A 21,511-nucleotide genomic window follows, 5' to 3' on the forward strand; every position below is an offset into this window, starting at 1 on the left:
TTTTTTTACGTAATACGATTCAGGCCAGCGGGTCCGTCCTGTCCTTCTCGTCGGTGCCTTCTGCCGACAGTGTCTGTGAACCTGCCAGTGCATTGACCGCATCCATCTGTTGAGGCGGTTGCAGCTTGGCCATGGTTTTTATCTCCATTTCTTCCTTGATGCGTTGAGCGATCTGCTTGTCGATCAGTTCTTTCTTCTCAGGGGGTAACTCTTCGTATTCTTCAAGGCTCAGCCCAAGTTCGCGCAGCATCTTTTCGCGAATTTTCTGCTCGGGAGACAGTGCCATGTAGTCGCGAAACTCTTGCAAGGCAGTGCTCTCTGGTTCTTTCGTGTCGAAGATCTCTTCCAGGTTCTGCAGACTGACCTTGAACTTTGCGAACGCTTCTTGCTGGTTGTCGTGAAAGCGCTGCTCGGAGTGACTGGCACTCCCGCGCGTGTCGGACGTCGACTGAATGGCAACTGAAACAGGTACATACGGCACAGCATCGCTGTCTGTAGAAACACTGCTACGTTGCTGAGTGGTAGCGGCTACCTGCCAGCCATAATCATTGATGATGCTCACCTGAAGGTCTCCCGATACTGTGCAGAGCAAGGGAAGAGCAAGGGCTGTGCCAGTTACCTCACGCTCTGAACCCTCTGCATTACAAGGGGGCAGCAATGCTCGGCCTTTTAACTCTGGCACGCTGTTGCCCCAAAGAGGAGGATGATTGCCGCAGGCGGCAACAGCCAAGGCTTGCAGTTGGACGTGCGGTCGGTTCCGCCTGCCGCTTCCATTCTTTCGCGAGTATATTGTTCGAAATTTCGCGCAGGCTTTGGCGCATAACAATCGGCAGCACCATCATTGAGCTGGGGCGTAGTTGCTGGACAGGGGAGAGTGTCCATGAGTGAGAATACCGCTTGCGTGATGGCGCCATTGAGCGACCTGGGGCAAGAGCAACTGCAAACCCTCCTGGACCTGGTCAGTGATGGCATCTGGGACTGGAACGCCAACACCGGCCATGTCTATCGCAACCCGGGTTGGTATCGCATGCTGGGCTACCCCAGCCACTCGCTGGACAATACGGTGTTCACCTGGGAAAACGTCATTCACCCCGAGGACTACTCGCGGGTGATGGCCTGCTTCGAGGACTACCTGAGCCAGCGCGCGCAAAGCTACCAGGTGGAGTACCGTTGCCGTTGCAAGGATGGCAGCTACCTGTGGATCGAGGACAGCGGGCATGTGGTTGCGCGCAACCCTGATGGGTCGGTGGCCAGGATGTTCGGTGCACACCGCAACATCGACGACCGCAAGCGCCTGGTTGCCCATCTGGAGCAGCGCAACAGCTCGCTGGAATCACTGATAGCCGAACGGACCCGGGAACTGTGCTGGGTGAACGAGCAACTGAAACGTCAGCTCGATGAGAACCGTGACCTGGCCGAGCGCGACTCGTTGACCCTGGCGGCCAATCGTTATCGCCTGGAAAAGGCCCTGCTTCAGGAATGCGAACGTGCCGGCCGCTTTCGTTTGCCCTTGAGCCTGATCCTGATGGATTTCGACGATTTCAAGCCGATCAATGATCGTTACGGCCACGCCCGTGGCGATACCGCCCTGGTAGAGGTGGTCGAACAGATTCGTAAGTGTGTCGGCCCCGAGCACCTGCTTGCCCGATGGGGGGGTGACGAGTTCATGGTGTTGATGCCAGGGAGTGACCTGCAGGCAGCAATGGCGGTAGCCGATGCCATCCGCCAGCAGGTGTTGAGGTTGCCCCCAATTGGCGAGCACCGCGTCACATTGAGTTTTGGCATCGCCCAGTGGCGTGGCGGCGAGCGCCCGGAGCAACTGGTCGCCCGTGCCGACCAGGCGCTCTATCGCGCCAAGGCCGGCGGCAAGAACCAGATCGCCTGATGCCTGGGCGTCGATGATCGACGCCCAGTGGTTCTGGCTACAGGTGCAACGCGTGCCCCAAGGCACGCAATGCAGCCTCCTGCACAGCCTCCCCGAGGGTAGGGTGGGCATGGATGGTTCCGGCCACATCCTCGAGCCGGGCGCCCATCTCCAGTGATTGTGCAAACGCGGTAGACAGTTCCGAAACCCCCACGCCGACAGCCTGCCAGCCCAGGATCAGGTGATTGTCGCGACGCGCCACCACGCGTACGAAGCCGCTTTTGGATTCCAGCGTCATGGCCCTGCCATTGGCCGCGAACGGGAACTGCGCAACGATGCAATCCAGGCCTTGCTGTTGTGCGGCCTCGGGTGTCTTGCCTGCCACCACCACCTCGGGGTCGGTAAAGCACACTGCCGCGATGGCCACCGGATCGAAAACCCGCTGCTTGCCGGCGATGAGTTCGGCCACCATCTCGCCCTGGGCCATGGCGCGGTGGGCCAGCATCGGCTCGCCGCTCAGATCGCCGATTGCCCACACATTGCGCATGCTGGTCTGGCAACGCTCATCGATGGCAATGGCAGAGCCATTCATCTTGAGCTCCAGGGTTTCCAGGTTGAACCCTTGAGTGCGTGGCCGACGTCCTACGGCAACCAGCACCTGATCGGTTTCCAGCGTCAACTGTTCGCCATGCGGGTCCCTGATCTGCAGGCACTGGGTGGCGTTATCGAAGCCTTCGACGCTGTGCTTGAGGTACAGCGTCATGCCCAGTTTCTTCAGCGACTCGGCTACCGGCTGAGTGAGCTCGCTGTCATACGTAGGCAGGATACGCTCGCGCGCTTCCACCACGCTTACCTCGACCCCCAGCTTGCGGTAGGCAATACCCAGCTCCAGGCCGATATAGCCTGCACCCACCACCGTCAGGCGCCTTGGCAGGCGTTGCGGGGCCAGGGCTTCGGTGGACGAGATGATCGGGCCGCCCAGTGGAAGCATGGGCAGCTCCACACTGCTGGAGCCCGTGGCGAGCAGCAGGTGCTCGCACTGAATGCGCTGGCCTTCGACGTCGACGGTTTTGCCGTCGACGATCTTTGCCCAGCCATGAATCACCGTCACGCCGTGTTTCTTCAGCAAGGCGGCAACGCCGCTGGTCAGGCGGTCGACGATGCCGTCCTTCCAGGCCACGCTCTGGGTAATGTCCAGGCTGGGAGCCTGTACCTTGATGCCCAGGCTGGAGTGCTGGCTGTGCTGACAAGTCTGGTGGAACTGCTCCGCTACATGGATCAGTGCCTTGGATGGAATACAGCCGATGTTCAGGCAGGTGCCGCCCAGTGCCTGGCCTTCGACCAGTACAGTGGGGATGCCCAGTTGACCGGCACGAATCGCCGCGACATAACCGCCGGGGCCGCCCCCAATGATCAGCAGGGTGGTATTGAGAGTCTGCATGGTCACTCCACAAACAGGCTGGCAGGTTGTTCGAGCAGGCCGCGGATGGCCTGGATGAAGAGCGCGGCGTCCATGCCGTCGACCACACGATGGTCGAACGAACTGGACAGGTTCATCATCTTGCGCACCACGATCTGGCCGTTGACCACCATTGGCCGCTCGACGATGCGGTTGACCCCGACAATGGCCACCTCCGGCGTGTTCACCACCGGTGTGCTGACGATGCCGCCCAGTGCGCCGAGGCTGGTGAGCGTAATGGTCGAGCCGGACAGCTCTTCACGGCTGGCCTTGTTGTTGCGGGCGGCGTTGGCTACCCGGGCGATCTCGCTGGCATTGCTCCACAGGCTGCCGGCCTCGGCATGGCGCAGCACCGGTACCATCAGCCCGTTGTCGCCCTGGGTGGCGATACCCACATGCACTGCACCATGGCGGGTAATGAGCTGGGCTTCGTCGTCATAGGTGGCGTTGATCTGCGGGAATTCGCGCGCGGCGATCACCATTGCCCGTACCAGGAAGGGCAGCAGGGTCAGCTTGCCGCGGCTGTCACCATGCTTCTTGTTCAGGTGCACGCGCAGTTCTTCCAGCGCGGTCACGTCGATTTCCTCGACATAGCTGAAGTGCGCGACGCGGCGCTTGGCATCCTGCATGCGCTGCGCGATCTTGCGGCGCAGGCCGATCACAGGCACCTGCTCGCTGTCGTCACGCCTTGCATAGCCACCGGGGCCCGATGCACTGCTGGTAATCGGTTGAACGAGAAAAGCGTCCAGGTCTTCGTGCAGGATGCGCCCGGCAGGGCCACTACCATGCACATAGCGCAGCTCTATGCCCGCATCCAGCGCGCGCTTGCGCACCGCCGGGGAGGCCAGCGGACGCTCGTTGGCCTCACGTGGCACGATCGTCGGTGAACGCTGTGCGTTGCCTGAAGGTGCCGCTGCCGGGGTAGACACGACGGCGGGCTGGGGTTGGGCTTCGGGTACGCTGGCCTTCGGTGCGGCAGCTACCGCAGGCGGCGTGGCTGCTGCCGGCTTGCCGGCGCCTTCCTGATAGTTGCCGGCCCCTTCGACCTCGATGCGAATCAGCTCGCTGCCTACGGCCATGACCTCACCGGGCTGGCCGCCCAGGGCCAGCACCTTGCCGGTGACCGGCGAAGGAATTTCCACGGTGGCCTTGTCGGTCATGACGTCGGCGACCACCTGATCTTCTGTGACGGTATCGCCGACCTTTACGAACCACTCCACCAGCTCAACCTGTGCGATGCCTTCGCCGATGTCCGGCATCTTGATGACGTGCGTGCCCATTCAGACCTCCATGACCCGTTTCAATGCCGCACCCACTCGCGATGGGCCGGGGAAGTACGCCCATTCCTGCGCGTGCGGGTAGGGGGTGTCCCAACCGGTGACGCGTTCGATCGGGGCTTCGAGGTGATGGAAGCAGTGCTCCTGTACCAGCGCCACCAGCTCGGCGCCAAAGCCGCAGGTGCGGGTGGCTTCGTGCACGACCACACAGCGGCCGGTCTTCTTCACCGACTCGACGATGGTCTCCAGGTCCAGCGGCCAGAGGCTGCGCAGGTCGATGACCTCGGCGTCGATGCCGGTCTCTTCGGCAGCCACCTGGGATACATACACCGTGGTGCCGTAGGTCAGCACCGTCACCGCATTGCCTGGGCGGGTGATGGCAGCCTTGTCCAGTGGCACGGTGTAGTAGCCATCCGGTACGGCGCTGGCGGGGTGTTTGGACCAGGGCGTTACCGGCCGGTCGTGGTGCCCGTCGAAAGGGCCGTTGTACAGGCGCTTGGGCTCCAGGAAGATCACCGGGTCGTCGTTTTCGATCGAGGCGATCAACAGGCCCTTGGCGTCGTAGGGGTTCGAAGGCATCACGGTACGCAGGCCGCAGACCTGGGTGAACATCGCCTCCGGGCTCTGGCTGTGGGTCTGGCCGCCGTAGATGCCGCCACCGCACGGCATGCGCAGGGTCAGCGGGGCCACGAACTCGCCGGCAGAGCGGTAGCGCAGGCGGGCCATCTCCGAGACGATCTGGTCCGAGGCAGGGTAGAAGTAGTCGGCAAACTGGATTTCCACCACAGGGCGCAGGCCATAGGCACCCATGCCCACGGCGGTGCCGACGATACCGCTTTCGGAGATCGGTGCGTCGAACACCCGCGACTTGCCGTACTTGTTCTGCAGCCCTTCGGTGCAGCGGAACACGCCGCCGAAGTAACCGACGTCCTGGCCATAGACGACAACATTGTCATCGCGCTCAAGCATGATATCCATCGCCGAGCGCAGGGCCTGGATCATGGTCATGGTGGTAGTCGCCATGGCGGTTTCCAACTGGATAGTGGTGTTGTGATCGTTCATGTCAGATCCCCAGTTCCTGGCGCTGGCGCCGCAGGTGTTCCGGCATTTCCTTGTACACATCCTCGAAAATGCTCGCCGGGCTGGGCATCTGCCCGCCGGCCAGGGTGCCGTACTGCTCGGCTTCCTTCTGCGCACTGATGATTTCGGCTTCCAGCTCAGCAGTCACCGCCTGATGCTCTTGCTCCGACCAGTGCCCGATGGCCACCAGGTGCTGCTTGAGGCGGGCGATCGGGTCGCCGAGGGGGAAGTGGCTCCAGTCGTCGGCCGGACGGTACTTGGACGGGTCGTCCGACGTGGAGTGCGGCCCGGCGCGGTAGGTCACCCATTCGATCAGGGTCGGGCCCAGGCCGCGGCGGGCACGTTCGGCGGCCCAGCGCGAGGCCGCGTACACCGCGATGAAGTCGTTGCCGTCGACCCGCAGCGAAGCGATGCCACAGCCAACGCCGCGGCCGGCGAAGGTGGTGGATTCACCACCGGCGATGGCCTGGAAGGTGGAGATGGCCCACTGGTTGTTGACCACGTTGAGAATCACCGGGGCCTGGTACACGTGTGCGAAGGTCAGCGCGGTGTGGAAGTCCGACTCGGCCGTAGCACCATCGCCGATCCAGGCCGAAGCGATCTTGGTATCGCCCTTGATGGCCGAGGCCATGGCCCAGCCGACCGCCTGCACGAACTGGGTCGCCAGGTTACCGCTGATGGTGAAGAAGCCGGCTTCGCGCACCGAGTACATGATGGGCAGTTGGCGACCCTTGAGCGGGTCGCGCTCGTTGGACAGCAGCTGGCAGATCATTTCCACCAGCGACACGTCGCGGGCCATCAGGATGCTCTGCTGGCGGTAGGTGGGGAAGCACATGTCGCTGCGGTTCAAGGCCAGTGCCTGGCCGCTGCCGATGGCTTCCTCGCCCAGACTCTGCATGTAGAAGGACATCTTCTTCTGGCGCTGCGCCACGACCATGCGGCTGTCGAACAGCCGGGTCTTGAGCATCGCGCGCATGCCTTGGCGCAGCACTTCGGGGCCGATGTCCTCGGCCCAGGGGCCAAGCGCACGGCCCTGTTCGTCGAGCACGCGGATCAGCCCGTAGGCAAGGTCGGCGGTACCGGCGGGTTCGGCATCGATGGCGGGTTTGCGGACCTGACCGGCGTCATTCAGACGCAGGTAGGAAAAATCGGTCTGGCAGCCTGGCCGGCCTGTAGGCTCGGGCACATGCAGACGCAGGGGGGCGTACTCGTTCATGCTTTTTTACGCTCGCTCTGTCTTGTGTTTTTGTTGAGCTTTGAAGCGGTCGCTACTGAACCCGGCTTGTGACCGGAGAGTCAGTCTTGCCTACATCATATTCCGCTGGCGGAAGAATATTTTTCTCAAGTTCATTGCCTTTGGGCTGGCTTGCGGATAAACATTCTTCAAAAGAACAAGAAGCAGGTGAATTTGTCTCATGCGCAAACTGGATCGTACTGACATCGGCATTCTCAACAGCCTTCAGGACAATGCCCGCATCACCAACGCCGAGCTGGCCCGTTCGGTAAATCTGTCGCCCACCCCCTGTTTCAACCGGGTCAAGGCGCTGGAGGAACTGGGCGTGATTCGCCAGCAGGTGACCTTGCTGTCGCCCGAAGTGCTGGGGCTGGACGTGAACGTATTCATCCACGTCAGCCTGGAAAAACAGGTGGAGCAATCGCTGCACCGCTTCGAAGAGGAAATCGCCGAGCGCCCGGAAGTGATGGAGTGCTACCTGATGACCGGCGATCCGGATTACCTGCTGCGTGTACTGCTGCCGAGCATCCAGGCCCTGGAGCGGTTTCTGGACTACCTCACCCGCTTGCCCGGGGTGGCCAATATTCGCTCCAGCTTCGCCCTCAAGCAGGTGCGCTACAAGACTGCGCTGCCGCTGCCGGCCAACGGTATTACGCTGCCAGGCACAGTGTAGACAGCTTCTACGGGTTGGCTGGCGGCGTTCGTCCAGCGATCGGGACTATATGGTGCTTGATATTTTTAACACCCCCGGACTATGTTGTTCGGGTCGCCGTTCGCGGCTTGTTAAAAATAACAAGGATCAAGTCATGACGACCAATGGCCAACGTTCTCTCGCCGAGCGATTGACGGGCATTGATGAAATCGAATGCGTCACCCCCGACCTCAATGGCGTGCCTCGCGGCAAGGTGATGACCGCCGAGGGGTTCCTGGAAGGGCGGCGCCTGCAGATGGCACGCGGCGTGCTGCTGCAGTGCATCATGGGCGGATACCCTGCGGCACGCTTCTATGGCAGCGACGACGGCGACCTTGCCCTGGCGGCCGACCCCCTGCATATCTACCGCCTGCCCTGGAGCGACGAACCAAGGGCACTGGCGATCTGCGATGCCAATGAGCTCGATGGACAGAGTTCGGGCTTGTCCACCCGCGGCCAGCTCAAGGCGGTGATCGAGCGGTATCGCACGCACGGCCTGGCGCCAGTGGTGGCCACCGAACTCGAGTTCTTCGTGTTCGCTCCCAATCCCGACCCGAGCCAGCCGTTCCTGCCGCCCACCGGGCTGGACGGTCGGCGCGAGGACGGCCATTCGGCGTTCAGCGTCAGTTCCAACAATGGCCTGCGCCCGTTCTTCAGCGAGGTCTACCGTTGCATGGAGGCCCTGGGCCTGCCGCGCGACACCTTCATGCACGAGATGGGCGTCAGCCAGTTCGAGATCAACCTGCTGCACGGTGACCCGCTGCTGCTTGCCGACCAGACCTTCCTGTTCAAGCACCTGCTCAAGGAGGTTGCGCTCAAGCATGGCCTGAATGTGGTGTGCATGGCCAAGCCGCTGGCCAGAACTCCAGGCAGTTCGATGCACATTCACCAGAGCGTGGTCGAGATCGACAACGGCCGCAACGTGTTCAGCGACGCCCAGGGGCAGCCCACGCCCGCCTTCTATCACTTCATCGGCGGCCAGCAGGCGTGCATGGCCGACTTCACCGCGTTGTTCGCGCCCAACGTCAATTCCTATCAGCGCCTGTGTCACCCCTATGCCTCGCCCAACAATGCCTGTTGGTCTGAAGACAACCGCGCTGCGGGCCTGCGTATTCCTGCCAGCGCACCGGTAGCGCGCAGGGTCGAGAACCGCCTGCCCGGGGCCGATACCAACCCCTACCTGGCCATCGCCGCCAGCCTGGCGGCCGGCTTGTACGGTATCGAACAGCAGCTGGAGCCGGCGCCGGCGATCCAGGGCGAATTCGAGGTGCCCGACAACCTGTCACTGCCCTGCACGCTGCACGCGGCACTGGAGCGTCTCAAGCGCAGCCAGTTGGCGAGGGAACTGTTCGGGACTGAGTTCATCGAAGGTTACATCGCGTCCAAGACCCTGGAACTGACCAGCTTCTTCGACGAGATCACCCCGTGGGAGCGGCGCGTGCTGGCGGCACAGGCGTAACTGCGGCGCGGCAATGCCGCCTGGCGCCAGGGTAAGCAGAGGCAGGTGGCAGCCATGATCGAGATCATGGTTTGTCACCTGTTTTTTTATGCCCGGCCCGCCGCGTCGGTGTTTTTTTCACTTATGCTTTCAAGCAGTTTTTTCACCTGCTCAAGGGGCCCTCAGGGACGTCGATGCGAAGTATCTGGAAGTCTTTTCGCGCGCTGTATTTCGCCGCATTGATGATGTTGATCGGTTCCGGCCTGTTGAGCACCTACCTGGCCCTGCGCCTGGCGGCCGATCAGGTCGACAGCCTGTGGGTCGGTGCGCTGATGGCGGCCAACTATTTCGGCCTGGCGCTGGGGGGCAAGATCGGGCACCGGCTGATCGCCAGAGTGGGGCATATCCGCGCCTACGCTACGTGTGCCGGCATCGTCGGCGCAGCGGTGCTTGGTCATGGTCTGGTCAGCTGGTTGCCGGCCTGGCTGCTGCTGCGGGTGATCGTCGGCCTGGGCATGATGTGCCAGTACATGGTGATCGAGAGCTGGCTCAACGAACAGGCCGACGCCAAGCAGCGTGGGGCGGTGTTCAGCGGTTACATGATCGCCTCCTATCTGGGCCTGGTACTGGGCCAGCTGATTCTGGTGGTTCACCCGCAGCTGGGCCTGGAGCTGCTGATGCTGGTGGCCATGTGCTTTGCGCTGTGCCTGGTTCCGGTGGCCCTGACCCGGCGCATCCACCCCGCACCGCTGCGTCCGGCCCCCATGGAGCCGCGGTTCTTCATCAAGCGCGTCCCCCAGTCGCTGAGTACGGTACTCGGGGCGGGGCTGATCGTGGGGTCGTTCTATGGTCTGGCGCCTCTTTACGCCTCCAAGCAGGGGCTCAGTACAGAACAGGTCGGTGTGTTCATGGGCTGCTGCATCTTTGCCGGCCTGCTCGTGCAGTGGCCATTGGGCTGGTTGTCGGACCGTTACGACCGGGCCGTGCTGATTCGCAGTGTGGCGGTGGGGCTGGCCGTCACCTCCCTGCCATTGGCGCTGCTGCCGAGCGTGCCGCTCGAGGTGCTGTTCATCACCGGTTTTGCGGTCTCGCTGCTGCAGTTCTGCCTCTACCCGCTGGCGGTGGCGTTTTCCAACGACCACGTTGAAAGCGAGCGACGGGTCTCGCTCACCGCGATGCTGCTGGTGACCTATGGCGTGGGGGCGAGCATCGGGCCGCTGGTGGCCGGTGTGCTGATGAAGACCCTGGGCGACCAGATGCTGTACGCGTTCTTCTGTTTCTTCGCGCTGGTGCTGGTGTGGCGCATCCGTCCCAAAGCGGTTACCAACCTGCATCAGGTCGAGGATGCGCCATTGCTTCACGTAGCGATGCCGGCGGCAGGTTCACCGCTGTCTGCGGCGCTCGACCCGCGGGTTGATGAGCAGGTGGTGCAGGATCAGATGCAGGCACCGGTAGGTGCCGAAGATACCGAGGAGGAGGGCACGCCCGGGGAGGCTGAGGGCGTCGAACCTGTCAAGCCTGCGCCAGAAGTGTGAGTGGCGTGGGGGGCAGATAGTGGCGAAGGGCTGCGTCTGAGTTCCGCTGGCAGGCGGGGCGCCAGGCGCCCCTTTGCGGATGAATCCGTTGCCGCTGAATGGGTAGCGACCCTTGGAAATGTGAAGCGTGATGTCTATCAGTAATCGTCTTTGTCGAAGCGTCGCGCTTCACGTTGCAGCTGGTACACAAAGCTTTCGATCTTGCGCGCCATCTGTCCTGTCACGTTATGAAAGCGAATGCCGGCGAAGGTGGCGTTCAGGCGCTCTTCATAGTGCAGGTGGCGCAGCTCGACCATTACCTGAGAAAGCCCCAGCGGCAGGCCGGTAGCAAACTTCTCGTAGACCTGTCCCAGCTGCAACCGCTCCTCGATATCGCCCTCGAAGCGAAGCTTGCAGCCAGTAGCCGAAATATCCAGCAGCTTGCCCTTGAGCGGGTGCTCGCCACGCAGTTTCTCGCCGTCGAAAATCACGTCGACCAGTTGCGACAGCTTCAGTGCTGCGCGAAACGCATTGCGACGTTGGTGATAGGTAACTTCTGTGGGCAGGCTGCCGCGGTAGCAGCGTGAGCCGTCAGAGGTGCTGATGCTCAGCGGGGTAGTGCAGTCCCAGGCAATGCGCACGCCGTCATGGAAGCCTTCGATACGGAATGGTTCGCCATTTTCGAGGAAGCGTTCGCCATCGCGCGGGATCATTTCGTCCAGGGCCATGCTGTTGCTGTCCCGGTCTACCTCCACCACATAACTCTGGAAGCGCTGGCTGCGTTCGGGGAACGTGATGATCAGTGGGTCATGGCTCTCTAGCAACATCCGCAAATGAGCGGCAATTTCCAAAGGCGTAGTCAGCACCTTCGGAGGCTGAGGAGCTTCTTCGTCATTGAACACGGTTGATGAATCTCCAGGCAAAAACGACACAGGCAATTGCTGGCATTCTGCCAGCATGAATCGTGCCTTGATAGAGGGGGTCACGCCTGGCTGAGTGCACGAGGCTTTGAAAGCGGCGATGTAGTGCCACGGGCATCGTAGAGCGACGGTGATTCGCCACCCATGAGGATCTTGATCTGGTTTTCGGTGGTGTACTGCTGAAGCTGGATCGCCTGGCCGTTGCGTGCGTTGACCGCCTGGCAATCATTCATCAGCGCAGCCAGCACATCGAGCTGCTCGATGAGCAGGGAGCCCAGGTCCGATTGCTCGGCCATGGCCACTACACCTTCGCGGCTTTGCGGCAGGCCCAGGTTCGCAAGCAGCGCACTACGTCGTTGTCCGCCTTGATCGAGCAGCACCACCAGCGATTGCTTGCGGGCCAGAATATTTTCCAGCAAGGGCATGTCGCGGCCATGCAGGGCCACGGCTTCAGCCTGCAACAACTCGAGCAGTTGTTGCGCTGGAGCAATATCATCTTCGATCAGTTGCAGCAGAGTAGTGTCGTGCATTGGCTGGCTCTTGGTTCTAGCGTCCTGAAGTCAGCGCGCCAGAGGGCTAGCGCTGGGCTTCGAAATTAAGCAGTTTGCTGGCGACGCGCTGGGCGTCCACCTGGTAGCTGCCGTCGGCGATGGCCTGTTTCAACTCGGCCACGCGGGCGCTGTTGACAACCGGTTGATCGCGCAGCTTGTCGCTGACCTGTTGCAACTGCTGGGCCTCGTGGCTCAGGTGTACGGCTTCTCCGCTCTGGCCAGCCTCGGTAGCGCTGGTGGCGGTGCGAGCAGTGGCCGTGCTTTCCTGGCTGTTGCCAGTGCGCACGGCGCCCGTCACGGACGGGGAATTATTCAAACGACTGAAGTCGATGACCATGATCAGAAAACCTCTGGGTGTTTGGACGCTTGCCTTGTTTTCGGCCAACCCGAAAGAAACTTTAGACGCAAATGCAGTGCAGCTTGCGCGGCCAGCCCATCAACCCGGTTCGACACAGTTTAGGAAAAGCGGTTCCTGATCGCCAGCCTTGTTTGTTCTGGCGTCGTGACCCGCTTCACATCGCGACTTCCACCTGCCCTGGTCCAGTGACCCGTGCCTTCACCACCCGTTTGGAGTTCAGATTGCGTACCCGTATCTGTTCACTGATGCCGCCCTTGCTCAAGGCTTCTCCCGGCATGCGCACGCTCAGCGTGCCGCTGCGGGCGATGATGACCACATGATCGCCCTTGCGGACCACTTCGGCCTGCTCCAGATGCAGCGGCGTGAGCACCTGATCGATGACCGTCGGTCGGATGACCTTCAGGCCCACGGCCTGCTCCAGGCTGGTCAGGTAGCCCTGGTTGAGCATGCCCACGTCCCGCTCGCGCAGGCTCACGTCCTGTTCGCCGACCACGCTGTCGCGCTTGAGCGGACGCGCCACGGTTACCACATTGCGAAACAGCCGCACCTGGGCCGGCACGAACACCGTCCACGGGGAGCTGCCATCGCAGCGTACGCGCACGGTCACCCTGCCCAGCGGTTGCGCCGGGCTTTCCAGGGTGGCGCCCAGTTGCTGGTCGCACAGTGGCATGCGCAGGCGCGGGTCGAGGCTGTTGACCTGGATCTCGAAGCGCCCTTCGGTCTGGCTGGTCGCCAGGTAATCCTCGACCGTGAATTCAAGAAACCCCTGAGTGACACCGATAAGCTGTTCAGGCAAGGTGAAAGCGTCAGCCAGAGTTCGAACGCCGGGGGCCAGCAGGCACAGCGCAGCAAGGATGCCGGGCAAGGGGCGGGTCAGGCGTCGGAAAAATGTCGTTTTCGTGTTCATACAGTTAAAAAAGCAAGGCGCGTGCCGACTGCGGTACGACGCTCGAGCATTTGGTCGAGGAGTCTGGCATGGCTGGTGTAATGGATTCGGTTAACCAGCGCACACAACTGGTAGGGCAGAACCGTCTCGAACTGCTGTTGTTCCGCCTCAATGGCGAGCAGCTGTACGGGATCAACGTGTTCAAGGTGCGGGAGGTGCTGCAATGCCCGAACCTGACCGTGATGCCCAAGTCCAACCCGGTGGTGCGCGGTGTGGCGAATATTCGTGGGGCAACCATCCCGATCCTGGATCTGGCGATGGCGACCGGCATGCCCGGTCTGAGTGAAGATGTCAGCAAGAGCTTCGTGATCATCACCGAGTACAACACCAAGACCCAGGGGTTTCTGGTGCACTCGGTCGAACGCATCGTCAACATGAACTGGGAGGAGATCCATCCGCCACCCAAGGGCACCGGTCGTGACCATTACCTGACGGCCGTGACCCGGGTGGACGGCAAGATGGTCGAGATCATCGACGTGGAGAAGATCCTCGCCGAGGTCTCGCCGACCTCCGAGGCGATCTCCCTGGGTGTGGTCGACGAAGAAGTGCAGGTCAAGGCCGTGTCGCTGCGCGTGCTCACCGTGGATGACTCCTCGGTGGCACGCAAGCAGGTCAGCCGTTGCCTGCAGACGGTGGGGGTCGAGGTGGTGGCGCTCAACGACGGCCGGCAGGCGCTGGACTACCTGCGCAAGATGGTCGATGAGGGCAAGCATCCGGAAGAGGAATTCCTGATGATGATTTCCGACATCGAGATGCCGGAAATGGACGGCTATACCCTGACTGCAGAAATCCGCAACGACCCGCGCATGCAAAAGTTGCACATCATCCTGCATACTTCGCTTTCCGGCGTCTTCAACCAGGCCATGGTCAAGAAGGTGGGCGCGGATGATTTTCTCGCCAAGTTCCGGCCGGATGACCTGGCGCAACGCGTGGTCGACCGGATCAAGGCCACCCACTAACGGCCAGGGCTCGTCCCTGGCGTTACACATGATTTAAGAGGCGGCATCATTGTCTACGGGTAATTTGGATTTCGAACAATTCCGGGTCTTCCTGGAAAAAGCCTGTGGCATCCTGCTGGGCGAAAACAAGCAGTATCTGGTCTCCAGCCGTCTCAACAAGCTGATGGAACAGCAGGGCATCAAATCGTTGAGCGAGCTGGTGCAGCGGATCCAGACCCAGCCGCGCAGCGGCTTGCGCGAGCAGGTGGTCGATGCGATGACCACCAACGAAACCCTGTGGTTTCGCGACAACTATCCGTTCGAGGTGCTCAAGAACAAGGTCTTGCCCGAGCAGATCAAGGCCAACCCTGGCCAGCGCCTGCGCATCTGGTCGGCGGCCTGTTCGTCGGGGCAGGAGCCGTACTCGATCTCCATGGCCATCGATGAGTTCGAGCGCAGCAACATCGGGCAATTGAAGATGGGGGCGCAGATCGTCGCCACCGACCTGTCCGGCTCGATGCTGGCCAACTGCAAGACCGGTGAGTACGACAGCCTGGCCATTGCCCGTGGCTTGTCCCAGGAGCGCCTGCAACGCTATTTCGACCCCAAGGGGCCGGGGCGCTGGGCAGTCAAGGCCCCGATCCGCAGCCGCGTCGAGTTTCGTTCGTTCAACCTGCTCGACAGCTACGCGAGCCTGGGCAAGTTCGACATCGTGTTCTGCCGCAACGTGCTGATCTACTTCTCCGCCCAGGTGAAGAAGGACATCCTGCTGCGCATTCACGGCACGCTCAAGCCCGGCGGTTACCTGTTCCTGGGGGCGTCCGAGGCGCTCAACGGGCTGCCCGACCATTACCAGATGGTGCAGTGCAGCCCGGGGATCATCTACCAGGCCAAGTGAAACGAAAAAGGCCGGTGTCGCGAGACACCGGCCTTTTTCATGCAGCTGCTGTCATCGATCAGAAGTCGTAACGCACCTTGGCCGAGAACACATCGGCGTCAAAGCCCGATTTGCCGATGTAGTCGTAGTTCACGCCCAGGGTCACCGCGCCCAGCTTGTAGTCGGCGCCTACGCCGGCTTCGTAGCTGTTGCGCACGGCCTTGGCGCCGCTGGTGACGAACGGGGTGCTACCCAGCAGGAAGGTCGAGGTGCTCTTGGCTTCGTCCGCCGCGAAGTCATGGTATGCCATCAGGCGAGCCTGTGGCTGCAGGGTGCCGGCGCCCAGCGGATACTCGCCGGCAACGCGCAGGCCTGCGCCCAGCTCGATGGCCTCGTAGCGCTGGTCTTCGACCTTCAGTGCAGCCGACGAACCCTTCTCGCGGTAACCGTCGATGTTCACCAGGCTGTAGCGTGCGGCAATGCGCGGCTCGACCAGCATCTGCGGGTTGATGTGATAGGTGTAGCCACCCACCACGTTCAGGCCCAGCAGGTCGCTGTCGTAATCGGCCTTGGCCGAGGTGCCGGCAATCTTGCGTTTGCTGTCGTTGTCGTTCAAGCCATAGCTCAGGCTGGCATCGACGAAGTAGTTGCCCTGCTCGAAGCCGCCGTACAGCGTGAAGGCGTGGCTGTCCACCTTGGTCTGGTTGCCGCTTTTGCCGTTGACGTCGGTGTTGATGAAGCTGTACGCCAGGCCCAGGGTCAGATTGTCGTTGAGCTTGCCGTCGGCACCCACCGCGATGCCGCGGCTGTAGGCGTTGTAGCCGGCCACGCCGTCGCGCAGGTCCTGGCTGGCATCGCTGTAGAGGGTCTGCACCCACACGCCGGTGTCCTTGAACGCTTCGCCCGAGGAGGCGCCACGCAGGCTGCTGGTACGGCTGCCGGTGACATTGCTCACCAGGTTCTGGCTGGTGGTGGCTGCCTGGGTGGCGCCGCCGTTGACTTCAGGTGTCAGTTGCTCGGCCAGCTTGGCCAGCTGGGCCTCGTCGGCATTGGCGAAAGCTTGCAGCAGCGGGTCGTGGGCGCTCAGTTTGCTCAGGATGCTGTCGCGGTTCAGGCTGCCCAGGGCCAGTTGGCTATTGGCCGAGGCACCCTGGCCGACCAGGATGTCGGTGACTTCTTCGGCGCCCTTGCCGGTGACGGTAGCCACCAGCTTGTTGTCCTGCAGGCTGTAGCTGTCGATCTTGAGCAGGGCCGAGCTGCTCACCAGGTTCAGCTTGCCGTTGGCGTCGACATTGTCGGAAGCGTCCAGCAGATCGATGCGCCCGGCCTGGAACAGGTTGTACGTGCTGCCCTGGGCGCTGAAGTCGCTGCCCTGTGCGGCCAGGCGAATCTGTGCGCCCTTGCCGAACTCGGCAGTACCGCTGACGGCCACCACGGCGGTGTCGGCACGGGTGGCGCTGCTCAGGTTCAAGTCCAGCGACGAGTTGCCGGCCACGTACAGGTTGCCGTCGATGGTGGTGTGCGGCTGCACGAAGTTCAGGTGCGCTGGCGCATTGCGGCTGACGCTGCCCACGTCCATCCAGCCGCCCTGGCGCAGACGGATGTTGGCACCGTCGCTGCTGCTGTCGGTGCCGCTGAAGTCCACCTTGCCGTACACCTCGACGGTGGTCAGGTCGATCAGGTTGCCGGTGATCTTGCTGCCGTCCAGCAAGGTCAGGTACACGCTGCGCTCGGTTTCGGAGGCATCGACCGCTTCGTCTTCGGAGATCAGCGTGCCGCTGTTGACGATTTCCAGCCCTGCATAGCTGTTGTACAGCCGGTTGTCATCGTAGGCATCGATGTCGAAGTTGCCGATCACGATGGCCGCATCGGTCGCCTTGATGGTGCCGGTGTTGACGATCTGGCGCTCGGCGGTGGTGAAGCTGGCGCCGTCCACACGGATGCCTTCGGCGTCATCGCCGGTGGCGATGATGGTGCCGTTGTTGACGATGCCGGCCAGGTCGACCATGTCCACATTCTGCCCGTTGAAGCTGGTAGTGGCGTCGATGGCGGTAGCGCCGTCGCCGGTAACCTGGATCAGGCCGTTGTTGATCAGCTTGCCGTCGATACGGCCGCCTTCCAGGTTGATGCCCTTGGCGCTGGTGCCCTTGGCGATGATGCGGCCAGTGGTGTCATTGAGCAGGTCGCCCTTGATCGTGCCGGTGAAGTCCAGTGCACGGGCCACGTCCATTTCGCTGCCGTCGAGCAGCGGTTCGCCGGTGGCGCTGAGCAGGCCCTGGTTGATGACGCTGCCATTGATGGTGGCCGGGTCGATCATCAGGGCATTGGAGCCGCCGCCCACGGCGCTGATGCTGCCCTTGTTGATCAGGTTGCCGTCGATCTGGTTGCTGGCCCAGCTGCTGCCGTCTTCCCAGGCGTCCAGGTCGATGCCGCCGGCAAAGTCGCCGCTGCTGTTGATCGTGGTGTTGAGAATCAGGTCGCCCTTGACGTGGTTGCCGTTGAATTCGATCGCGTCTTCGGCGGCACTGCCGGTGTAGGCGCCAGTGAATTCGAGGTTGCCTTCGTAGGTCTTGTGCTCGCTGATGAAGCCGGCATCGGTCAACTCGATGGTTTGGGCGCCGACAGGCAGGGCGGTGGCAGTGATTGCCAGGGCGAGCAGGGTCTTGCGAAACATCACAGGAGTCACGGTTTATTCCTTAAACACAGCGTATTGAATTCGGCGCTTGCCTGCGTGGCGTGACGGCTGTGCGGTGATAGCCAGATGCCACGTAGCGGAGCGGGACGGATCTTAGATGAGAGATGGCGAATTGACATTAAAATTTGACGCCAAAAGGGCGCAGGGTGGGGTTGCCGCTGCCAGGCAATTGCCGCTTTGCCGGTGTCTGGCGGAAATCCGTTGCCGCTTTTCTGGCATTGCCATCGCTGGCAAGCGCGGCAAAGCCCCGGCTTTGCTGGGTTTTGTGTTTTGGCACGGGACTTGCTCTATCACCGGCAACGAACCCTACGGTCAACCTTCAAAGGTTTCCCCGACATGAGCATCAGTTTCGACAAAGCGCTTGGCATTCACGAAAAGGCACTGGGCTTTCGCGCCCAGCGTGCCGAAGTGCTGGCCAACAACATCGCCAACGCCGACACGCCCAACTACAAGGCGCGCGACATGGACTTCTCGTCCGTGCTGGCGGCCGAGACCGACAAGGTCAAGAACGGCCATTTCTCCCTCGAGCGCACCAACACCCGGCACATCGAGGCCCAAGGCCTGGCGATGGGTGACGAAACCCTGCAGTACCGCACGCCCATGCAGCCCTCGATCGACCAGAACACCGTTGACGCGCAGCTCGAGCAATCCAGCTATGCCGAGAACGCCGTGGGTTTCCAGGCCAGCTTCACGCTGCTCAACAGTAAATTCAAAGGGCTGGTGTCAGCCCTGCGCGGAGAGTAAGTCATGTCCCTTGCCAGCGTTTTCAACATTGCCGGTAGCGGCATGAGCGCGCAGACCACGCGCCTGAACACCGTTGCCTCCAACATCGCCAACGCCGAGACCGTTTCCTCGAGCATCGACCAGACCTACCGTGCCCGCCACCCGGTGTTCGCCACCACGTTCCAGCAGGCCCAGAATGGCGTCAGCCAGTCGCTGTTCCAGGACCAGGGCGAAGCCGGGCAGGGCGTTCAGGTACTGGGTGTGGTCGAAGACCAGAGCAACCTCGAGGCACGCTATCAGCCCAACCATCCGGCGGCGAACAAGGACGGCTACGTCTACTACCCGAACGTCAACGTGGTCGAGGAAATGGCTGACATGATCTCCGCCAGCCGCTCGTTCCAGACCAACGCCGAACTGATGAACACGGCCAAAACCATGATGCAGAAGGTCCTGACCCTGGGTCAGTGATAAGGGGCGTTTTTTATGGCTGATGTAAACCTGAACGACGTCATTTCCAATTCCGGCGTCAAGAAGTCCAGCAATACGAACGCGGCAAGCGGCCTGGGCGGCAAGACCGCCAACGGCCAGACCCTGGGCAAGGACGCGTTCCTTCAGCTGCTGGTTACCCAGATGCAGCACCAGAACCCGCTCGACCCGCAGGACAACAGCGAGTTCGTGGCCCAGCTGGCGCAGTTCTCCAGCCTCGAAGGCATCACCTCGCTGAACGATTCGGTCAACGCCATCACGGGGGCCATGGGTTCCTCGCAGGCGCTGCAGGCCTCCGGGCTGGTCGGTCGCTCGGTGATCACCCAGGCCGACAAGGCCGTGGTCGACACCACCAAGAGCTTCACTGGCCAGGTGGTGGTCCCGCAGTCGATCACTTCGGGCACCGTCACTGTCACCGACAAGGATGGCAAGACCATCAAGACCATCGACCTGGGCGAGCAGAAGGCCGGCAATGCCGACTTCATCTGGGACGGTACCAACGAGAAGGGCGAAAAGGTCGACCCGGGTACCTACACCTTCACGGCCAAGACCACCGTCGATGGCAAGTCGGCCGAGATGTACACCCTGCTGCCGGCCACCGTCAGCAGCGTCACCATCAGTCAGACCGGCGGCGAGCTGATGCTCAACCTCGCTGGCCTGGGCAGCGTTGCGCTGTCCAAAGTCCAAACTATCGGTATATAGAGCCGGCTAACGCGGCACAAGGAGTGGAAAGATGTCTTTCAATATCGGCCTTAGCGGTCTCTATGCAGCCAACAAGCAACTGGCTGTCACCGGCAACAACATCGCCAACGTTTCGACCACCGGCTTCAAGGCCTCGCGCGCCGAGTTCGCCGATGTGTACTCGGCCAGCAAACTGGGCGTGGGCAGCAAGACCGTCGGCAACGGGGTGCGTCTGGCTGCAGTCTCCCAGCAGTTCGGTCAGGGTGACATCAACAACACCGGCAACGTACTGGACATGGGTATCCAGGGCCAGGGCTACTTCGTCCTGAGCGACAACGGCTCGCTGAGCTACACCCGTTCCGGTGCGTTCCAGACCAACAAGGACAACTACGTGGTGACCTCGGACGGTATCCGTCTGCAAGGTTACGCGGCCGACGTCAACGGCAAGATCATCAAGGGCGTGCTGACCGACCTGAAGATCGACACCTCCGCGCTGGCGCCAAAGACCACCACGCTGATCGATCAGGGCATCAACCTGAACTCCTCGGCGCCGTCGATCCCGCTGCAGGTACTGGATGACAGCACGCCGCCGGTGCTGGTGGACAACAAGACGTTCGACCCTTCGGACGAGAGCACCTACACCAAATCGTTCCCGACCAAGATCTACGACAGTCAGGGCAACGAGCACACGATGGAGCAGTTCTATCGCAAGACCGGCGACAACCAGTGGACCACCTACACGCTGGTCGATGGTCGCAACCCGTTCGACCCTGCCAGCACCAAGCCACTGTCCGGCACCATCAGCTTCAATCCTGATGGCAGTGTCAAGGCCATGACTGCCGACAATACCGGTCACCCGGCGGGCTCCGAATTCACCGTGGTCAACAACAACTTCACCATGAAAGGCTGGGTGCCGGCGTCCTACGACAAGGCCACCGACAAGTGGGCATCCAACGGTTCGGCCGGCAATGCCGACGGCATCCGTATGAACATGACCAGCACCACGTCGTACAACACCGACACTGCCCGCATGTCCCAGGCGCAGGACGGCTATGCCACCGGCATCCTGTCCAGCCTGAGCATCGACTCCACCGGTGTGATGTTCGCCAGCTTCAGCAACCAGCAGTCCCGCGCCATCGGCCAGGTCGCGATTGCCAGCTTCGCCAACGAGCAGGGCCTGGAGCAGCTGGGTGGTACCCGCTGGAAAGAGACCTACGCCTCGGGCATCCCGGGCATCGACACCCCGAAGACCGGTACCCTGGGTTCGATCGAGTCCAACGCACTGGAAGCGTCCAACGTCAACCTGACCATGGAGCTGGTCGAGCTGATCAAGGCGCAGAGCAACTTCCAGGCGAACTCCAAGACCATCTCTACCGAAAGCACCATCATGCAGACCATCATCCAGATGACCTGATGATCGCCTGATGGAATGAGCATGGACGAACCCCTTTCTCGGAAGGGGTTCGTTGTTTCGGAGGCAGTAGAAATGAAGTGCGCACTCGCAATCGTGGGCTTCGCCTTGCTGGTGGTGGCTGTGCAGGTCGGCGCCGACATGGCCGCCTGGTATCGCTGGGAAAGCCAGGCCGATGGCCGGCTCGTCTGTTCGCAGGTTTCGCCGGGCGAGGGCTGGCGTCGGTTTGCCGGGCCTTTCAACAATGGCGCTTGCCGTGACAACTGAGGTTTGCCGCTAGCGGCAAGCTGGCGCCGTATTTTCGACGGTGCATCGCACGCGCAGGCGCTGGCCTGTGCTCCAGCCCCCGCATTGACGGGGCTTTACCC

General features: G+C 61.9%; 22 protein-coding genes. 11 read left to right on the top strand and 11 right to left on the bottom strand.

From position 1 onward, the window contains the following. Positions 1-19: 19 nt before the first annotated feature. Positions 20-562 (bottom strand): hypothetical protein, encoded by a 543-nt coding sequence (locus DN388_RS21650; RefSeq protein WP_058542066.1) that lies wholly within the window; start codon positions 560-562, stop codon positions 20-22. A 318-nt stretch (positions 563-880) separates the two neighbouring features. Between DN388_RS21650 and DN388_RS21655 the strand changes: the two genes are divergently transcribed. Beyond that, positions 881-1,885, top strand: coding sequence for a sensor domain-containing diguanylate cyclase (locus tag DN388_RS21655; RefSeq protein ID WP_236176448.1), 1,005 nt, complete (start codon positions 881-883; stop codon positions 1,883-1,885). Between the two features lie 37 nt (positions 1,886-1,922). Here the strand turns inward: DN388_RS21655 and lpdA are convergent, their stop codons facing one another. Genes lpdA through DN388_RS21675 form a run of 4 tightly spaced genes read right to left on the bottom strand, consistent with a single transcriptional unit; the run spans position 1,923 to position 6,896 of the window. Further along, positions 1,923-3,305 carry a dihydrolipoyl dehydrogenase gene (gene lpdA / locus DN388_RS21660; protein ID WP_104573122.1) on the bottom strand — a complete coding sequence of 461 codons (1,383 nt, stop codon included), beginning with the start codon at positions 3,303-3,305 and terminating at the stop codon, positions 1,923-1,925. Between the two features lie 2 nt (positions 3,306-3,307). Beyond that, a complete protein-coding gene (locus tag DN388_RS21665; RefSeq protein ID WP_236176446.1) occupies positions 3,308-4,603 on the bottom strand; it encodes a dihydrolipoamide acetyltransferase family protein in 1,296 nt (431 codons plus the stop codon). Continuing rightward, positions 4,604-5,662: an alpha-ketoacid dehydrogenase subunit beta gene (locus DN388_RS21670; protein WP_043861770.1), complete on the bottom strand. Its 1,059-nt coding sequence runs from the start codon at positions 5,660-5,662 to the stop codon at positions 4,604-4,606. A 1-nt stretch (position 5,663) separates the two neighbouring features. Further along, complete coding sequence (locus DN388_RS21675; protein WP_043861771.1) at positions 5,664-6,896, bottom strand: 3-methyl-2-oxobutanoate dehydrogenase (2-methylpropanoyl-transferring) subunit alpha; 1,233 nt, start codon at positions 6,894-6,896, stop codon at positions 5,664-5,666. A 199-nt stretch (positions 6,897-7,095) separates the two neighbouring features. Here DN388_RS21675 and bkdR point away from each other — a divergent pair, with 199 nt between their 5' ends. The 3 genes from bkdR (at position 7,096) to DN388_RS21690 (ending at position 10,578) form a co-directional block, all read left to right on the top strand. Continuing rightward, positions 7,096-7,587 carry a Bkd operon transcriptional regulator BkdR gene (gene bkdR, locus DN388_RS21680; protein WP_043861772.1) on the top strand — a complete coding sequence of 164 codons (492 nt, stop codon included), beginning with the start codon at positions 7,096-7,098 and terminating at the stop codon, positions 7,585-7,587. Between the two features lie 235 nt (positions 7,588-7,822). Next, positions 7,823-9,064 carry a glutamine synthetase family protein gene (locus DN388_RS21685; protein ID WP_177332976.1) on the top strand — a complete coding sequence of 414 codons (1,242 nt, stop codon included), beginning with the start codon at positions 7,823-7,825 and terminating at the stop codon, positions 9,062-9,064. 173 nt (positions 9,065-9,237) lie between these two features. Continuing rightward, the gene (locus tag DN388_RS21690) at positions 9,238-10,578 is read left to right on the top strand and encodes an MFS transporter (protein ID WP_043861774.1); all 1,341 of its coding nucleotides are present in this window, start codon (positions 9,238-9,240) and stop codon (positions 10,576-10,578) included. A gap of 137 nt (positions 10,579-10,715) precedes the next feature. On the opposite strand, the gene DN388_RS21695 is transcribed toward DN388_RS21690, so the two are convergent. The 4 genes from DN388_RS21695 to flgA all read right to left on the bottom strand — a co-directional run bounded on the left by DN388_RS21695 (position 10,716) and on the right by flgA (position 13,293). After that, the gene (locus tag DN388_RS21695) at positions 10,716-11,459 is read right to left on the bottom strand and encodes a flagellar brake protein (RefSeq protein WP_043861775.1); all 744 of its coding nucleotides are present in this window, start codon (positions 11,457-11,459) and stop codon (positions 10,716-10,718) included. 80 nt (positions 11,460-11,539) lie between these two features. Continuing rightward, entirely contained in the window at positions 11,540-12,007 is a 468-nt protein-coding gene (locus DN388_RS21700) for a flagella synthesis protein FlgN (protein ID WP_043861776.1), read from the bottom strand. Between the two features lie 46 nt (positions 12,008-12,053). Beyond that, positions 12,054-12,365, bottom strand: a complete 312-nt coding sequence (gene flgM, locus DN388_RS21705; RefSeq protein WP_043861777.1) for a flagellar biosynthesis anti-sigma factor FlgM — start codon at positions 12,363-12,365, stop codon at positions 12,054-12,056. Positions 12,366-12,540: 175 nt separating this feature from the next. Continuing rightward, positions 12,541-13,293, bottom strand: a complete 753-nt coding sequence (flgA, locus tag DN388_RS21710) for a flagellar basal body P-ring formation chaperone FlgA (protein ID WP_043861778.1) — start codon at positions 13,291-13,293, stop codon at positions 12,541-12,543. 68 nt (positions 13,294-13,361) lie between these two features. On the opposite strand from flgA, the gene DN388_RS21715 reads away from it, so the two are divergent. Together DN388_RS21715 and cheR are read left to right on the top strand one after the other, a co-directional pair. Beyond that, complete coding sequence (locus DN388_RS21715; RefSeq protein WP_043861779.1) at positions 13,362-14,291, top strand: chemotaxis protein CheV; 930 nt, start codon at positions 13,362-13,364, stop codon at positions 14,289-14,291. 49 nt (positions 14,292-14,340) lie between these two features. Next, entirely contained in the window at positions 14,341-15,168 is an 828-nt protein-coding gene (gene cheR, locus DN388_RS21720) for a protein-glutamate O-methyltransferase CheR (protein WP_043861780.1), read from the top strand. Positions 15,169-15,226: 58 nt separating this feature from the next. Here cheR and DN388_RS21725 read toward each other — a convergent pair whose 3' ends face one another. Further along, entirely contained in the window at positions 15,227-17,821 is a 2,595-nt protein-coding gene (locus DN388_RS21725) for an autotransporter outer membrane beta-barrel domain-containing protein (protein WP_255002124.1), read from the bottom strand. A gap of 139 nt (positions 17,822-17,960) precedes the next feature. Beyond that, positions 17,961-18,119, bottom strand: coding sequence for a hypothetical protein (locus tag DN388_RS21730; protein WP_156326233.1), 159 nt, complete (start codon positions 18,117-18,119; stop codon positions 17,961-17,963). Between the two features lie 59 nt (positions 18,120-18,178). Between DN388_RS21730 and flgB the strand changes: the two genes are divergently transcribed. Genes flgB through DN388_RS21755 form a run of 5 tightly spaced genes read left to right on the top strand, consistent with a single transcriptional unit; the run spans position 18,179 to position 21,410 of the window. Next, complete coding sequence (gene flgB, locus DN388_RS21735; protein ID WP_054915646.1) at positions 18,179-18,586, top strand: flagellar basal body rod protein FlgB; 408 nt, start codon at positions 18,179-18,181, stop codon at positions 18,584-18,586. 3 nt (positions 18,587-18,589) lie between these two features. After that, positions 18,590-19,033 carry a flagellar basal body rod protein FlgC gene (flgC, locus tag DN388_RS21740; RefSeq protein ID WP_043861782.1) on the top strand — a complete coding sequence of 148 codons (444 nt, stop codon included), beginning with the start codon at positions 18,590-18,592 and terminating at the stop codon, positions 19,031-19,033. A 15-nt stretch (positions 19,034-19,048) separates the two neighbouring features. Beyond that, a complete protein-coding gene (gene flgD, locus DN388_RS21745) occupies positions 19,049-19,753 on the top strand; it encodes a flagellar hook assembly protein FlgD (RefSeq protein WP_043861783.1) in 705 nt (234 codons plus the stop codon). Positions 19,754-19,784: 31 nt separating this feature from the next. Then, positions 19,785-21,146 (top strand): flagellar hook protein FlgE, encoded by a 1,362-nt coding sequence (gene flgE, locus DN388_RS21750; protein WP_043861784.1) that lies wholly within the window; start codon positions 19,785-19,787, stop codon positions 21,144-21,146. A 21-nt stretch (positions 21,147-21,167) separates the two neighbouring features. Further along, a complete protein-coding gene (locus tag DN388_RS21755) occupies positions 21,168-21,410 on the top strand; it encodes a hypothetical protein (RefSeq protein WP_229590460.1) in 243 nt (80 codons plus the stop codon). The last annotated feature ends 101 nt before the right edge of the window (positions 21,411-21,511 follow it).

The sequence above is a fragment of the Pseudomonas sp. S12(2018) genome, assembly GCF_024355235.1.
Classification (GTDB): domain Bacteria; phylum Pseudomonadota; class Gammaproteobacteria; order Pseudomonadales; family Pseudomonadaceae; genus Aquipseudomonas; species Aquipseudomonas palmensis.